We start from the raw sequence: 16,625 nt of genomic DNA on the forward strand, positions 1-16,625 counted from the left end.
CGACAGCCACGCACCTTCATTACGCACCGAAGCCGTGCGTGCGCGGTGCACAATCAGGGTGAACACCTACTGGACACTGTCCGTGTGGCGGACATCCTGGTCGTGCACCAATATGGCGCGAAATGCGCTGCGTTAAGATCGTCCGATCCCGTTTTTCTCACTTCACTCCGAGCTTCTCATGACCGTGAATGCCTTTATTTGTGATGCGATCCGCACTCCCTTCGGCCGCTACGGCGGCGCGCTGGCTTCGGTGCGCCCCGACGATCTGGCCGCTGTCGCCATCAAGGCGCTGGTAGCGCGCAACCCCGGCGTGCGATGGGAAGAACTGGATGACGCGATCATGGGTTGCGCGAACCAGGCTGGCGAAGACAACCGCAACGTCGCCCGCATGGCCACGCTGCTGGCCGGTCTGCCGATCGAAGTGCCCGGCGCCACCGTCAACCGCCTGTGCGGTTCGGGCCTGGACGCCATCGGCACCGCCGCCCGCGCCATTCGCGCCGGCGAAGCCGGCCTGATGCTGGCTGGCGGCGTCGAAAGCATGAGCCGTGCGCCGTTCGTCATGGGCAAGGCCGACAGCGCGTTTTCGCGCAACGCCGCCATCTATGACACGACGATCGGCTGGCGCTTCATCAACAAGCTGATGAAGGCGCAGTACGGCGTGGATTCCATGCCGGAAACGGCCGAAAACGTCGCCGACGATTTCAAGATCAGCCGCGAAGACCAGGACTTGTTCGCGCTGGCCAGCCAGCAGAAGACGGCTCGCGCGCAGAAAGAAGGCGTGTTCGATGCCGAGATCGTGCCGGTCTCGATCGCACAAAAGAAGGGCGACGCCATCGTCGTGTCGAAGGACGAGCACCCGCGCGAAACCAGCCTGGAATCGCTGGCCAAGCTGAAGGGCGTGGTTCGTGAAGGCGGTTCCGTCACGGCCGGCAACGCGTCGGGCGTGAACGACGGCGCCGCTGCGCTGCTGCTGGCTGACGAAAAGGCTGCCGCCCGCCACGGCCTGACCCCGCGCGCTCGCGTGGTTGGCATGGCAACCGCTGGCGTTGCGCCGCGCATCATGGGCATCGGCCCGGCGCCCGCCACGCTGAAGGTGCTGGCGCAAACCGGCCTCACGCTGGACCAGATGGACGTCATCGAACTGAACGAAGCGTTTGCCGCACAAGGCCTGGCCGTGATGCGCCAACTGGGCCTGGCCGACAACGATCCGCGTGTGAACCCCAACGGCGGCGCGATCGCCCTGGGTCACCCGCTGGGCGCCTCCGGCGCGCGTCTGGCCACCACCGCGATCAACCAACTGCACCGCACGGGCGGCCGCTACGCACTGTGCACGATGTGCATCGGCGTGGGTCAAGGCATTGCGCTGATCATCGAGCGCGTCTGATCCCTGAAGTGTTGTTTTTTCCGCCGCTTCGTCCGGGGCGGAAATGAAAAGGGAGCCCCGCGGGGCTCCCTTGCTGTATCTGGCGAGGGTGTGGCCGCCTCTGAGCGGGCCGTTCAGGGCAGGCCGTCGATTTTCCGGCCGGCCTTGATGCCATGCTGGTCGAACCAGCCTTGGGCCATTTCCAGGGCGTAGCGCACGGGCTTCTTCGCGCAATGCGGGTCTTCGGTCTGGGGCGCCATGTCATCGATGTTGACGATCGTGCCGTCGTCGGCGATAAAGGCAATCGAGAGCGGCAGCAGGGTGTTGCGCATCCAGAAGCACTGCACGTCGGGCTGCTCGAACACGAACAGCATGCCGTCGTTACCGGGCAGCTCTTTACGGAACATCAGTCCGCTTTGGCGGGTGGCGTCAGTATTGGCGACTTCTGCGCGGATAATATGGATGCCCGCCGACAGTTGCGTGGTGGGCAATTGCGGTTGCGGTCCGGTTTGTGCGTGGGCGCTGGCAGACAGTGCGAATGCGGCGGCGGCCAACGCCGCTGATAACGCTTTCAACCATGCGGGTTTAACGATTGAGGACGCTGTCTTAAACAACGTGCGACTGACAGGGAACAACTCGGCATTCTTCAGCATGGCCTGGCGCAGTAATTAGAAAATAACAAGGCGGGGCTCGAAAGCCCCGCCTGATAATGGTGCAACCTTACCGTTGCACTTTAAGGGTAACTCAGGCAGCCGTGATATTAAGTGCCTGTTTACCTTTGGGCCCCTGGATAATTTCGAAGGCCACTTTCTGGCCTTCTTTCAGGGTTTTAAAACCATTCATCTGGATGGACGAAAAGTGGGCGAACAAATCTTCACCGCCGTCGTCGGGCGTAATGAAGCCAAACCCCTTTGCATCGTTGAACCATTTGACGGTGCCCGTCGATTTGGGATTGTCCCCTTGGACGGCGGTTGCGGTCGGATCAGACATGCGGACTGCCTCATTGAATCGTATGTTGACAGAAGGGCATCGCGGTCTAGACCTCTGTCCCCCCCTCCGGCTTCCTGGCAGATTTTCGATGAATTGAAAACCCCAGAATGCGCTGATAATGCGCCGCTTTTCTTCGTGTCGTCAAGTATGGAAACTACGTATTTCTGCGTGTAATTTTGCGTAAGTTGCGCGTTAGGCGTCCCCAGTTTAAATAGAATAGCCGCCCTATGAGTTCTACCTTGGATACCCAGCATGATTTGGCCGTCGAGAAGGCACCGGCACGCGCCGCGCCGCCTCCGATGTATCAAGTGCTGTTGTTGAACGACGACTACACGCCGATGGAATTCGTCGTGAAAGTCTTGCAGAAATTTTTCAATAAGAACCACGAAGAGGCCACGCGGATCATGCTGCAAGTGCATCACGAAGGGCGTGGAGTATGCGGGGTGTATCCCCGCGACCTCGCGGCGACCCGTATTGCGCAAGTGGGCCAGTATGCGCGGGCGCGTCAGCACCCGCTTCAATGCGTGATGGAACCCGTTTAATACTAAGAATGAAGACGCCGCCAGCGATGGCGGCGTTGTGCTGTCCATGAGTTGAACAGCAGTATCCGCGCACCGGGAAGCGCGCGGATCGCGTTGGTCGGCAGCTCCGCCGCTAAGGAGCGTTGTGGTTGAGTAGGCGGAGGGGTTTGCCGTGAGTGGAAAGATCAGTAAGACCTGGCTGGCGGTTGCCGGCGTTGCGGTATTAGCGGGCGCGATTGGCGCGGGTTGGTGGATGGGCAAGGATCGCCAGGCGGCGAGCCCGGCGCCGGCGCCTGTGTCGGCCCCTGCGGCCAGTACGGCGACTCCGGCGACGCCGGCTGCAGGCGAAGCCAAGCCGGTGCTGCCTGCCAGCGCGACAGTGGGCGCAGCAGATCCTTTTGCGGCATTGACGTGCCAGCCGCGCCAATACAACGATGCGTTGGCGCTATCCGTCACCTTCACGCAGCCGGTTGACGCCAAAGGCAACCTGGACAATTTCCTGCAGGTCACCGACCTGGGTGCGTCTTCGGGCAAGGACGGCGAAAGCAGCGAGTCTGCAACGTCCGACCAGCCCGCCTCGGTAAAGGCAGGCGACTCCGCGCCTAAAGGCAAGATCCTGAAGGGCAACTGGATCGTGGGCGAAAACCCGCGCATGGTGTATTTCCCGTTCATCCAGCCGCAACGCAAGTACGCGATCACGGTCCGCTCCGGTCTGGCCGGCGTGGGCGACAAGGTCGTGCTGGCGGAAACGACCAACTGCGAAGTGAACACGCAGGCCATGCCGCCTTCGTTCTACTTCGCCAGCCGCGGCGTGGTGCTGCCGGCCGGTCAGAACGGCGGTTTGCCCGTGGCGACCGTCAACGTGTCGGAAGTCGACGTGCAGTTCCTGCGCGTGGCGCCTGACCGCGTGCCCGAACTGTTCGAAACCGTGTTGGGCATTGGCCGCAACACGGCCACCGAGTCCGAGGACGACGAGGGCGGCTACAACGAAGATGATGGCTGGCGCTATTCCGACAACCGCAGCCTGAAGGGTTCGGTCAGCAACTGGGATCTGGACCGCCTGAATTCGTTGACGACCAGCGTCTACCAAGGCCGCTTCCTGACGGACGACAAGCCCAACCGCCGCCATGTGACGTTCCTGCCTGTTGAAGGCGTGAAGGAACTGCAAGAGCCCGGCATCTACATCGCGGTGATGAGCCAGCCCGGCCGTTTCCGCTACGAATACCAGGTGACGTATTTCTACGTCAGCGACATCGGTCTGCATGCGCGCCGCTACAGCGACCGCATCGAAGCCTATTCCGTGTCGCTGAAGTCCGGCCAGGCGATCTCTGGCGCCGTGTTCGAACTGGTGGACGGCAGTGGCAAGTCGCTGGCCAAGGCCGCTGCCGACGGGCAGGGCCATGTCCGCTTTGAAGGCAGCTTCACCAATGCGCGCGTCATCCGCGCCTCGCGCGACAAGGAAATGACGGTGCTGGCGCTGGCCGAGCCGGCGTTGGACCTGTCGGAATTCGACACGGGCGGCCATTCCTCGCGCCCGAACAACCTGTTTGTCTACGCCGGCCGTAATCTGTACCGCCCGGGCGAAACGTTCAACGTGTCGGTGCTGCCGCGCGATCTCGACGGCCGCATGCTGACCCCCGCACCGCTCACCGCCACCATCAAGCGCCCCGATGGCCGTGTGGTGCAGACCACGTTGTGGCAGCCGAACAAAGATCTGGTGGGCTATGTTGAGCGCGCCATTGATCTGCCGCTGGATGCGCAAACCGGTACCTGGCTGCTTGAGCTGCGTGTCGACCCCGCGTCGCGCGCGCCGGATGCGTCGTGGAAATTCCAGGTCGAGGAATTCCTGCCCGAACGCATGAAGATGGCGCTGACGTCCGAACAGGAAGTGCTGTCGCCCGACGAAGAATTGACGGTGGATGTGCAGGGCGACTACCTGTACGGCGCACCGGCTGCCGGCAACCGCCTGCTGTCGACCTTCCAGGTCAAGCGCGACCGTTTCGCGCTGGCGCAGCAATGGCCGGGCTTCATCTTTGGCGACGTGGCCGATGATTCCCGCCGCACCTTTGGCGAACTGCCCGAAGCGGCGCTGGACGACAAGGGTTACGCGCAACTGGAAGTGAATCCGAACACGGCCGGCACGCATTCGCCCATGAAGGTGCGCGTGTCCGCCAGCCTGCTGGAATCGGGCGGCCGCCCGGTCGTGCGTTCGATTGAACGCAGCGTCTGGCCCGCCGACAAGCTGATTGCGGTGCGTCCGCAATTCGACAGCGACGTGGCCCGTGAAGGCGCGCCCGCCGGATTCGAAGTGATCCGCGTCAACGCGCAAGGCAAGGTCGAACCGCTGGCCCAGGCCCAGATGCGTCTGTTCCGCGAAGAACGCCAGTACTACTGGCGTTTCGACGACCAGCGCGGCTGGAACAGCGGCTATACCGAAACCGAAGAACTGCTCGATTCGCGCGAGATCGCGCTGAAAGATCGCAGCCAGCTGACCGTGCCGGTCAAGTGGGGCCGCTACCGTCTGGAAATTGCCGACCCGGAAACGGGCGAGACGATGCGTTACCGCTTCTATGCGGGCTGGAATGCGCAGGACGCCGATTCGATGGGCAACCGCCCCGACCGCGTGCAGATGAAGCTTGAAGGCGTGCCGGCCAAGCCGGGCGATACCGTCAAGGTCACGCTGACGCCGCCGCACGACGGCCAGGCGCTGGTCACCGTGGAAGGCGACCGCATGCTGTGGTCCAAGTGGGTGTCCGTGAAAGCGACGGGCACGGAAGTTGAAATTCCCATCGACAAGGACTGGAAGCGTCACGACCTGTACGTGGCCGCCGCCGTGTTCCGCCCGGGTAGCGAAGGCGACCGCGTCACGCCGGCCCGCGCGTTGGGCTTGGCTTTCCTGCCGATCGCCAGCGCCGACCGCAAGCTGGACGTCAAGTTGACTGCGTCGCCCAAGGCGGTGCCCGAAACCAAGACGACTGTGCGCGTCAAGGTGGATGGCGCCCAGGGCAAGCAGGCCACGGTGACGCTGTCTGCCGTGGACGTGGGCATCCTGAACATCAACCAGTACGCCACGCCCAATCCGTTGGATTATTTCTTCGGCAAGCACCGTTACGCGCCCGAGTTGCTGGACATGTACGGCAAGCTGATCGAAAAAATGGACGGCACCAAGGGCAAGCTGAAGTGGGGCGGTGACGCCGCCATGCGCGGCGACAGCAAGAGCCTGCCCAAGAAGGTCAAGCTCGTCGACCTGTTCTCGGGCCCGGTGACGCTGAACGCGCAAGGCGAAGCGGAAATCCCGCTGGACCTGCCTGATTTCAACGGCACGCTGCGCCTGATGGCAGTGGCCTTCACCGCTGACAACTACGGCAGCACCGACACCGAAATGGTGGTGGCGGCGCCGATCGTGGCCGAACTGAACACGCCGCGCTTCATCACCCCGGGCGACCAGGCCGCGATTGCGCTGGACGTATCCAACCTGAGCGGCTCCGATCAGAAGATCACGATCAAGCTGGAAGCGCTGGACCCGCTGGCCATTCCCGATGGCGTGCGCACGTTGACGCTGAAGGACAAGCAACGCACCACCTTGCGCTTTAACGCCACCACGACGGGTTCGTACGGCCTGGGCCTGATCCGCCTGACCGTTGATGGCCAGGGCGCGGGCAAGCCTGTGCACCTGGTGCGCGAATCGGTGCTGCAAGTGCAGCCGGCTTACGCGGGTGAACGTCAGGTGCGCCGTCTGCGCCTGAATCCGGGCGAGACGAACGCGGCGCAAGCGTCGTGGGTGTCTTCGTACTATCCGGATTCGGCGCTGGTCAGCGTGACGGTGTCGAACCGCCCGCCGTTCAACGTCAACCGCCTGGTTGAAGGGCTGCTCGCGTATCCGTACGGATGCACGGAACAGACCATCAGCCGTGCCTTGCCGTGGGTGCTGATCGATGCAGACGTCGCCAAGCAATACGGCCTGAAGCCGCATTCGCAAGCTGAACGCGCGGCGCAGGTCTCGACCGCTATCGCGCGCTTGTCGGGCATGCGCAACGCCGTGGGTTCGTACAACCTCTGGAGCGGCTCGACGTCCCGCGATGTCTGGCTGACGGCCTATGCCGTGGGCTTCCTGCAAGACGCGCGCGACAAGGGCTTTGAAGTGCCCGAAGCCACGCTGGACCGTTCGCGTCAATGGCTGCTGGAGCAAGTGCAGCAGACGTCCAATGGCTTTGGCACGTGGTCGGTGAACCTGCGCCGCAACGTTGAAGCCGGCCGTATCGACGGCAGCGACGCCAACATCCTGCGCGAAGACCATCGCCGTTTCGCCGGTCTTGCGACCGCGGTGCTGGCATTGGCTCGCGACAAGAAAGCGCCGCTTGCTACGGTGCGTCAACTGTTCGACAACTACCAGGAACGGGCGCGTTCGCCGCTGCCGCTGATCCAGCTGGCCGCCGCATTCAAGCTGATGGGCGATGAAGGGCGCATGAAGTCTGCGCTGGATGCCGCCATGACGCGCGAATATGGTTTCCCGCGCCGCGACTACAACGCCTATTACGACGAATGGCTGGGCGACTACGGCAGCAGCGTCCGTGACTATTCGTTGGCCTACGCGCTGGCGAACCAGTACGGCCTGAAGCATGACCGCCTGGAAAACCTGCTGACGCAACTGACGGCGCGACTGGGCAACCGCTCGTACCTGTCGACCCAAGAACGCATGTCGCTGTTGTTGGCCGCACGCGTCATGGGCGGCGACAAGAGCACGCCGTGGTCGGCGGCGCTGCTGGTCAATGGCAATCGCAAGGAGCTCGATGGCGGCAAGAGCGATCAGATGGTGTCTGTGCCGGCTGCTGATCTGGCCAATACGCAGATCATCAACACGGGTGCGCAATCGCTGTTTGTTGAATACGACATCCAGGGCAGCCCGACGGTGGCGCCCAAGCCGCGCAACGACGTGATTCAGTTGAAGCGTGGCTGGTATCGCCCGGACGGCCGTCCGTGGGATGGCGGCAGCCTGCAAACCGGCGACATGCTGGTGGTGTGGGTGCAGGCCAGCGCCAACCAGATCATTCCTGATGCCTTGATCGAGGACCGCGTGCCGGCAGGTTTCGAAGTTGAAAACCTGAACCTGTCGCAAAGCCCCGAGATGCAGGAATGGACGATTGGCGGCCGCCGCGTGGCGGAAGCAATGTCGGATTCCAACATCAAGCATCGCGAGTTCCGCGACGACCGCTACGTGGCCGCCGTGTCGTTGGGCCGTGGCAAGGTGGATGTGTTCTATCTGGTGCGCGTCGTGACGCCGGGCCGCTATGCGGTGCCGTCGACGGTGGCCGAGGATATGTACCGCCCCGAAATCCGCGGCGTGGGTGAGCAGTGGAGCACGGTCGACATCCGCGATCGCGGCGCCAAGCGTCCTTGAACGCCGCCGCTACCTCAACGCCAGGCGCCCAGCGCGTCCGGCGTTGGCGGCGGCGCGGCATCATCGCGGCCAGCGTGTTGTTTGCGCTGGCCGCGTTGTTATTCGTGCTCGACCGCTTGTATCCGCTTCCCCGTATCGACTCGGGCGGCGCGGCCGTGGTCGTCGCTGCCGACGGCACGCCGCTGCGCAACTATCCCAGCCGCGACGGCATCTGGCGTTATCCCGTCAAACCGGACCAGGTTTCCGACCGCTATCTGGAAACCCTGCTGACGTACGAAGACCGCTGGTTCTACTGGCATCCCGGCGTGAACCCGGTGGCCCTTGCGCGCGCTGGCTGGCAATGGGCCACGAACCGCCGCATCGTGTCGGGCGGGTCAACGCTCACCATGCAGGTGGCGCGCCTGATTGACCCTCAACTAGCCGGCAAGCCGTCGCGCTCGATGTCCGCCAAATTGCGGCAAGCGTGGCGCGCGGTGCAGCTGGAAATGCACTACAGCAAGGACGAAATCCTGTCGCTGTACCTGACGCATGCGCCGATGGGCGGCATTGTGGAAGGCGTGGAAATGGGCTCGCGGCTGTGGCTGGGCAAGTCGGCCCGCAACTTGAGCCCGGCCGAAGCCGCGATGCTGACCGCCTTGCCGCAGGCCCCATCCAGACTACGGCCCGACCGTCATCCCGACGCCGCTCAAGCCGCGCGCGACAAGGTGCTGGACCGCATGGCCGAGCTGGGCCGCTGGACGCCGGCGGAAGTGGCCGACGCCAAGATCGAAAACGTGATTGCGCCGCCGCTGCGTGCGCGTTGGCTCGCGCCGCTGGCCGCGCAACGGCTGTTGCAAGAGGCGGGCGGCAAGGCTGCGTCGCGCCGTCCGGGCGAACGCCCGCCGTTGGTGTCGTCCACGCTGGATGCCGACATGCAGGCGTCGGTGGAACAAATGTTGCTGGACCGCGTTGACGGCCTGCCGCCCAAGGTGTCCATGGCCGTGCTGGTCATGGATAACGATACGCTTGAGGTCAAGGCCTACGCCGGATCGGCTGATTTTTCCGACGATACCCGTTATGCGCATGTGGATATGGTGCGTGGCGTGCGCTCGCCGGGTTCTACTCTGAAGCCGTTTCTGTACGCGCAGGCGCTGGACGAGGGGCTGATTCACTCTGAAAGCCTGCTGATCGATGCGCCCATGTCGTTCGGCGGTTACGCGCCCGGTAATTTCCAGGCGGCATTTTCGGGGCCGATCAGTGTGGCGCAGGCGCTGCAGCGGTCGCTGAACGTGCCCGCCGTGGACTTGCTGGACCGTGTTGGTCCCGTCAGTTTTGCGTCGATGATGCTGTCGGGCGGGGTACGGTTACGTTTGCCCGCGGGTGCAGATCCAAATTTGAGCTTGATTTTGGGCGGGGGTGGCACCACATTGGAAGAATTGGTGGGTGCTTATCGGGCCTTGGCCCGGGGCGGCATCTCTGGGAGGCCCCGTCTGCGGGCGGAGCAGCCTCGGATTGAGTCCCGTATGATGAGCCCTGGAGCCGCCTGGATCGTTCGCGATATTCTCGAAGGCGGCGGGCACCCTGACCGGCCGTTTTATCAGTCGGGTAGTCCGGCCCGGCGGCTGGCCTGGAAGACCGGAACCAGCTTCGGATTCCGCGACGCCTGGGCCATTGGGGTGACCGACAGATGGACGATTGGCGTTTGGGTCGGCAGGCCCGATGGAACGCCGAACCCCGGATTTTTTGGGGCGAATGTGGCGGCGCCGCTACTGCAGGATATTGTGGCGGCATTGCCAGAAGGCGCGCAGCAGGTGCGCAGCCGGCCCGAAACGGTGCAGGCAGCGGTCACGTGCTGGCCCTTGGGTTACAGATTGGGCAGCGTGCCCTCGGGGGAATGTCCCGAACAGCGCGCGGCCTGGCTGCTGAATGACACGGCGCCGCCGTCGTTTGCCGGTTATGCCGACGCCACGCAAGGGCCTTTGCGCTTGGGTGGTGTTGCAAATGGATCGGTGCTGCGGCCCGTGCCAGGCAGCAAGCAAGTGGCGCTGGATGTCGATGTGCAAGGCGCCGAAGGCGAAGTATGGTGGATGCTTGATGGGCGTGTGGTGAAACACGGCGCGTCGAGTCATCCGTTTAATTTAGTGCTGGCGCAAGACGGCCGGTATACGCTTACCGTCATGGACACGCAAGGCCGCCACGACAGAGTGGTTTTTGAAATCTCTGGCGTTACGCCATGATCGGCATAGAATATGAATCGTGTATTTGACCGCTTCGATGCAATACGGAGGAAGCGTGATTTCTCAAGAGCTTGAAGTCAGCCTGCATATGGCTTTCGTCGAGGCCCGTTCGGCCCGGCACGAATTTATTACGGTTGAGCATCTGCTGCTGGCATTGCTTGACAACGCTTCGGCAGTCGAGGTTCTGCGCGCATGCGCGGCGAACCTGGACGACTTGCGCCGCAACCTCCGCCAGTTCGTTTCGGAAAACACCCCGGTGATTCCAAGCGGCGCCGAGGTCGACACGCAGCCGACGTTGGGCTTCCAGCGCGTGATTCAACGCGCAATCATGCACGTTTCCGCAGGGGGTACTGGCAAGAAGCCAGTGACCGGCGCAAACGTGCTGGTGGCCATTTTCGGTGAAAAGGACTCGCATGCCGTGTACTACCTGCAACAGCAGGGCGTCACGCGCTTGGACGTCGTCAATTTCCTGTCGCATGGCATTACCAAACAGCCCCAGGTGGAGTCCGCCGCCGTGCAGAAAGAGCAGCAGACCAATGGTGAAGAACAGGGCGAATCGCGTCAGTCGCCGCTGGATCAATATGCCACCGACCTGAATGCCGCCGCACTGGCGGGCCGCATCGATCCCCTGATCGGACGCGAGCACGAAGTCGAGCGCGTCATTCAAGTGTTGTGCCGCCGCCGCAAGAACAACCCGCTGCTGGTGGGTGAAGCGGGCGTGGGCAAGACCGCCATCGCCGAAGGCCTGGCGTGGCGCATCACGCGCGGCGAAGTGCCTGAAATTCTGCAAGCGGCTCAAGTCTTTTCGTTGGACATGGGCGCGCTGCTGGCCGGCACCAAGTACCGCGGTGATTTCGAACAGCGCCTGAAGGGCGTGCTCAAGCAGATCCGCGGTAATCCCGACGCGATCCTGTTCATCGACGAAATCCATACGCTGATCGGCGCCGGTTCGGCCTCGGGCGGCACGCTGGATGCGTCCAATCTGCTGAAGCCGGCGCTGTCTTCCGGCCAGCTCAAGTGCATTGGCGCCACCACCTATACGGAATATCGCGGCGTCTTCGAAAAAGACCACGCGCTGTCGCGCCGGTTCCAGAAGATTGATGTGCCGGAACCCAGCGTCGAGCAAACCGTGCAGATCCTGCGCGGCTTGAAGAGCCGTTTCGAAGAGCATCACAGCGTGCGCTACTCGGCCGCTGCGTTGTCGGCTGCCGCCGAATTGTCGGCCCGCTTCATCAATGACCGTCATCTGCCGGACAAGGCGATTGACGTGATCGACGAAGCCGGCGCCGCACAGCGTCTGCTGCCGCGTTCGCGCCAGAAGAAGGTGATCGGCAAGGTCGACATCGAAAACATCGTGTCCAAGATTGCGCGCATTCCGCCGCAGTCGGTGTCCAACGATGACCGCAGCAAACTGGCCACGCTCGACCGCGACCTGAAAACCGTGGTCTTCGGCCAGGACGGCGCCATCGATGCCTTGTCTGCCGCCATCAAAATGGCGCGCTCGGGGCTGGGCAAGCCGGAAAAGCCGATTGGCGCGTTCCTGCTGTCGGGCCCCACGGGCGTGGGCAAGACCGAAGTGGCTCGCCAACTGGCGTTCACGCTGGGCGTCGAGCTGCTGCGCTTCGACATGTCGGAATACATGGAGCGTCATGCCGTGTCGCGCTTGATCGGCGCGCCGCCGGGATACGTCGGTTTCGACCAGGGCGGTTTGCTGACCGAAGCCATCACCAAGCAGCCGCACTGCGTGCTGCTGCTGGACGAAATCGAAAAAGCGCACCCGGATGTGTTCAACATCCTGCTGCAGGTCATGGACCACGGCACGCTCACCGACAACAACGGCCGCAAGGCAGACTTCCGCAACGTCATCCTCATCATGACGACGAACGCGGGCGCCGAAACCTTGAACCGTCCGTCGATCGGGTTTGCCAATTCGCGGATGCTGGGCGACGAAATGGCGGAAATCCGCCGCATGTTCACGCCTGAGTTCCGCAACCGCCTTGATGCAATCATTCCGTTTGCCGCGTTGGACCGCGAGGTCATTCTGCGCGTGGTGGACAAGTTCCTCATGCAACTCGAAGACCAGTTGCACGAGCGCCGCGTGGAAGCCGTGTTCACCACGAAACTGCGCGAACACCTTGCCAAGGAGGGGTTCGACCCGCTCATGGGCGCGCGTCCCATGCAACGTCTTATCCAAGACACCATCCGCCGCGCCCTGGCCGACGAGCTGCTGTTTGGCAAGCTGGTTGACGGCGGTTCGGTCACGGTGGACCTGGACGATTCGGGCAAGGTGACGTTGGACTTCGACGACAACGGGAAACCGCCGTCATCGGATGCGCCGGATAAGCAGGAAGTCGAACTGATCGATTAATGACCGCGGACCACCAGCCGCTGATCGAGTGCGAACATTGCGCAAGCGTTTATCGCCGACATCAGCTTGAACCTGGAGAGACCGCCAATTGCGCCCGCTGCGGAGCCATACTCTGGCGCTACAGCGGGCTTACTTTGTCCAATTGGCTGGCCCTCGCCCTCACTGCCCTGATCGTGTTCGGGGTGGCTAACGCCTACCCGGTCGCTTCCATGTCTGTACAGGGCATGGTGCAACAGGCGTCCTTGCTGGACGCCATTTCCATTACGTGGCGCCAAGGCCATTGGGTCGTCGCCGTGATGACGGGCCTGGCTGGCTTTGCGTTGCCGCTGCTGCAGCTGACCGTGTTGTTGTGGGTGCTGGGCCCCTTGTCCCAAGGCCGCGAGCCGGTCGGGTTCCGGGGCGCCATGCGCCTGCTGGGCATTCTGCGTCCGTGGTGCATGATTCCGGTGTTTTTGCTGGGCGTGCTGGTGGCGGTGGTGAAGCTGGCCGGCATGGCGGCGGTGTCGCCCGGCATTGGCCTGGGCGCGTTCGGCGCACTGACCATTTTCCTGACGATGCTGGGGCGCCTGTCGCCGCATGTGTTGTGGCGCTATGCCGAAACTGCCGGCGTGGCCCCCGTGCACATCCCCGAGACCGGGCCGGATACGGTGCTGGCCGGCTGCCACGTCTGTGGTCAGGTGCAGGCGCTGCCGCGTGAGGCCGACCCCGAAGAAGAACACCACTGCGTGCGCTGCGAAGCCGTCGTCCACTACCGCAAGCCGGATCATCTGGCACGCACGTGGGCGTTGCTGCTGGCGGCGGTGGTTTTCTACATTCCGGCTAACGTCCTGCCTGTGATGAAGGTCAGTTCCGTGTTGGGCGACAGCGCCCACACCATTCTGGGCGGCGTGGTTGAGCTCTGGCAGATGGGGTCGTGGGACATCGCGCTGATTGTCTTCATTGCCAGCGTGGCCGTGCCGCTGACCAAACTTCTGGCGCTGATCCTGCTGTTGTTGACCGAACAGTGGCGTAGCACGACCAACTTGCGTCCGCGTACCCGCTTGTATCAAATGGTGGAGTTCATTGGCCAGTGGTCGATGCTGGATGTTTTTGTCGTTATATTGCTGGCGGCCCTGGCAGATTTTCAGGGACTGATGGAGATCAGCGCCGGCGCAGGTGCGGCGGCGTTTGGCGTGGTAGTGATTTTGACGATGTTGGCGGCCATGAGCTTCGACTTGCGCCGTAGTTGGGACCTGGAAGGCGAAAGTGAAATCGATGCGCCCGAGGTCGAGGGCGCCAGCCTCTCGCGCCCAGCGGATCGCGCGGCGCCCCTTGCAGGCAAGGAAGTGGGTTAGCAACAACGATGGTTTCCCGCTCAAGAATAAAAAGGAAAGTAGATGTCCGATCAAAAGCCCGAAGCCGGTGAAGAGAAGTTCAAGTCGCCAGCGATCTCGCGCAAGCAGAAGAGCCGGATCTCGTGGATCTGGCTGGTGCCCATCGTGGCCGCGCTGATGGGCTTGTCGCTGGTGGTGCGGACCTGGATGCAGGCCGGCCCGGATATCTCGATCTCGTTCAATACGGCTGAAGGGCTGGAAGTCGGCAAGACCCAGCTGCGCTACAAAGACGTGAACATCGGTACGGTGAAGTCCATTGGCTTCAATGGCGACCGCAGCAAGGTCGTCGTGCAGGCCGAGCTGGCCAAGGACGTGTCGGACCTGGCGCGCGAAGGCACGAATTTCTGGGTCGTGCGGCCGCGTCTGGACGTCAGTGGCGTGTCGGGCCTGGGCACCTTGTTGTCGGGCGCCTACATCGGCGTGGACGCCAGCGAAGGCAAGAATGGTTCCGCCAAAGCCACCAAATTCAGTTTTGAAGGCCTGGAGATTCCGCCTGCGGTCACGCATGACCGCGCAGGCAAGCGCTTCAAGCTGAAGGCATCCGACCTGGGGTCGCTGGACATCGGCTCGCCTGTCTATTTCCGCCGCATCAATGTGGGCCGCGTCATCGGCTATGAGCTCGACAAGACCGGCACCGCCGTGAACGTTGAAGTATTCGTGGATGCGCCCAACGACAAGTTCGTGACCAACGGCACGCGTTTCTGGAACGCCAGCGGCGTGGACTTCAGCGTCAATGCAGACGGGTTGAAGGTGCGTACGCAATCCCTCGTGTCAATGGCGATTGGCGGCGTGGCCTTTGAATCCGTGCAGAGCGCGCGCGACGGCAGTGCGCCCGCGCCTGCGGACGCCAACTTCGACTTGTATTCGACCGAAGCGGCCGCCAAGGCCAACCCCGACGGCGAAGCCTTCCCGATCCGCATGCGCTTTGACCAGTCGATCCGTGGCCTGACGGTGGGGGCGTCAATTGACTTCAGCGGCATTACGTTGGGCAACGTCACGCAGATCACCCTGGACTTTGATCCGGCCACCAAGCGCTTCTACTCGATCGTGGACGCGACCTTGTATCCGGAGCGCCTGGGCCGCGTCTATGACGAAGTGCGCGAACGGGCGACCAAGGATGGCGATGTGGCGGGCACCCGTTTGCTGGGTGTGATGATCAAGCATGGCCTGCGCGCGCAGTTGCGCACGTCCAACCTGCTGACCGGCCAGTTGTATGTGGTGCTGGACAACTTCCCGAACGCCAAGCCGGTGGATTTCCAGCCGTCTGACCCCGCCGTGATCCCGACCATCCCGGGCAACCTGGATCAGTTGCAGCAGCAGGTCAGCAACATCGTCGCCAAGATCGAGAAGATTCCGTTCGACAAGATTGGCGAAGACTTGCGCACCACGCTGGCCAGCACGTCCAAGCTGATGAACCGCCTGGACAAGCAGGTGGCGCCGGAAGCGCAAAGCATGCTGAAGCAGGCCAAGGAATCGATGGCGAACATCAACGCAATGCTGGCGTCCGACGCATCCCTGCCGGTCAACACCGAAAAAGCGATGCAGGAACTCGGCCGCGCGGCTCGTTCGTTGCGCGCCTTGGCTGATTTCCTGCAATCCAACCCCGAAGCCTTGTTGCGCGGCCGTGGCAACGACCCGATTCCCGGTTCAGGCCCTGTCAGGAACTAAAGAACCATGACTCTTACCCACATGCGTCCCGTCCTGTCTTTGCTTGCCTTGTCCGCCGCGTTGGCGGGCTGCGGGTCATCGCCACCCGTGAATTACTACACCTTGCAGGGGCCGGCGGCCCAAACGCCGGCGTCGTCCGCCACTGCGCCCGCCAGCTATCTGATCGAGGTTCAGGGCGTCACCCTCTCTACCCAGGCCGACCAGCCGCAGTTGATGGTGCGCACGGGTGATGGCAGCGTGTCGGCGCTGTATTCCGAGCGCTGGAGCTCGCCGCTGGGCGATGAGCTGCGCGGCGCCTTGTCCGATGCGCTCAAGCGCGAATTGGGGGCGCTGGATGTGCAGGCGGTCAAACCTGGCCCGGGGGCGCCTGTGTGGCGGGTGCAGACGGACGTGCAACGCTTTGATCTCGTGTCCGGGAAAATGGCGCAGCTGGACGCCACCTGGCGCGTGCGGCCCGTCAATGCCAAAGGCACGGGTCTGTTGTGCCGCAGCGTCGTCACGGAAAACGTGACGGAAGCCGGCGTGCCAGCGTTGATCGCCGCGCAGCAGCGGGCGGTCGTCAGCTTGGCGGGGGTGATGGCATCTGCGATCCGGGGTCAAACCCCGGCGGGATCGGCTTCGGTGCAGATGTTGGGCTGCTCCGCGCTCAAGGATTAAGAAACCTGCACGATCTCAATTGGTTAACCAGGGTCTAACCTAGGGTTAACCTTAATACAAACGCGGTTGCA

At 63.0% G+C, this 16,625-nt stretch carries 10 protein-coding genes; 8 read left to right on the forward strand and 2 right to left on the reverse strand.

Annotation, left to right across the window (positions count from 1 at the left end; genetic code table 11):
• The first annotated feature begins 178 nt into the window (after positions 1 to 178).
• On the forward strand, positions 179 to 1,384 hold the full coding sequence (gene pcaF, locus AC1DSJ_RS00560) for a 3-oxoadipyl-CoA thiolase (protein ID WP_054424976.1): 1,206 nt from the start codon (positions 179 to 181) through the stop codon (positions 1,382 to 1,384).
• 113 nt (positions 1,385 to 1,497) lie between these two features.
• Here pcaF and AC1DSJ_RS00565 read toward each other — a convergent pair whose 3' ends face one another.
• Both AC1DSJ_RS00565 and AC1DSJ_RS00570 read right to left on the reverse strand, forming a co-directional pair.
• Positions 1,498 to 2,016, reverse strand: coding sequence for a DUF192 domain-containing protein (locus tag AC1DSJ_RS00565; RefSeq protein WP_156336713.1), 519 nt, complete (start codon positions 2,014 to 2,016; stop codon positions 1,498 to 1,500).
• Positions 2,017 to 2,107: 91 nt separating this feature from the next.
• Complete coding sequence (locus AC1DSJ_RS00570; RefSeq protein ID WP_054424977.1) at positions 2,108 to 2,353, reverse strand: cold-shock protein; 246 nt, start codon at positions 2,351 to 2,353, stop codon at positions 2,108 to 2,110.
• A gap of 227 nt (positions 2,354 to 2,580) precedes the next feature.
• On the opposite strand from AC1DSJ_RS00570, the gene clpS reads away from it, so the two are divergent.
• The 7 genes from clpS to AC1DSJ_RS00605 all read left to right on the forward strand — a co-directional run bounded on the left by clpS (position 2,581) and on the right by AC1DSJ_RS00605 (position 16,554).
• Positions 2,581 to 2,895 (forward strand): ATP-dependent Clp protease adapter ClpS, encoded by a 315-nt coding sequence (gene clpS / locus AC1DSJ_RS00575; protein WP_006220276.1) that lies wholly within the window; start codon positions 2,581 to 2,583, stop codon positions 2,893 to 2,895.
• A 151-nt stretch (positions 2,896 to 3,046) separates the two neighbouring features.
• Positions 3,047 to 8,272 carry an alpha-2-macroglobulin family protein gene (locus tag AC1DSJ_RS00580; RefSeq protein WP_441370774.1) on the forward strand — a complete coding sequence of 1,742 codons (5,226 nt, stop codon included), beginning with the start codon at positions 3,047 to 3,049 and terminating at the stop codon, positions 8,270 to 8,272.
• Positions 8,269 to 10,488, forward strand: a complete 2,220-nt coding sequence (pbpC, locus tag AC1DSJ_RS00585) for a penicillin-binding protein 1C (protein ID WP_427950325.1) — start codon at positions 8,269 to 8,271, stop codon at positions 10,486 to 10,488. Before AC1DSJ_RS00580 ends, pbpC begins: the two co-directional genes overlap by 4 nt.
• A gap of 37 nt (positions 10,489 to 10,525) precedes the next feature.
• Complete coding sequence (clpA, locus tag AC1DSJ_RS00590; RefSeq protein WP_245636393.1) at positions 10,526 to 12,856, forward strand: ATP-dependent Clp protease ATP-binding subunit ClpA; 2,331 nt, start codon at positions 10,526 to 10,528, stop codon at positions 12,854 to 12,856.
• Positions 12,856 to 14,190, forward strand: coding sequence for a paraquat-inducible protein A (locus AC1DSJ_RS00595; RefSeq protein WP_175169371.1), 1,335 nt, complete (start codon positions 12,856 to 12,858; stop codon positions 14,188 to 14,190). Before clpA ends, AC1DSJ_RS00595 begins: the two co-directional genes overlap by 1 nt.
• A gap of 42 nt (positions 14,191 to 14,232) precedes the next feature.
• Positions 14,233 to 15,897, forward strand: a complete 1,665-nt coding sequence (locus AC1DSJ_RS00600) for a PqiB family protein (RefSeq protein ID WP_054424983.1) — start codon at positions 14,233 to 14,235, stop codon at positions 15,895 to 15,897.
• A 6-nt stretch (positions 15,898 to 15,903) separates the two neighbouring features.
• Positions 15,904 to 16,554, forward strand: coding sequence for a PqiC family protein (locus AC1DSJ_RS00605; RefSeq protein ID WP_245636373.1), 651 nt, complete (start codon positions 15,904 to 15,906; stop codon positions 16,552 to 16,554).
• The last annotated feature ends 71 nt before the right edge of the window (positions 16,555 to 16,625 follow it).

The sequence above is a fragment of the Achromobacter sp. 01N37 genome, from assembly GCF_056399725.1.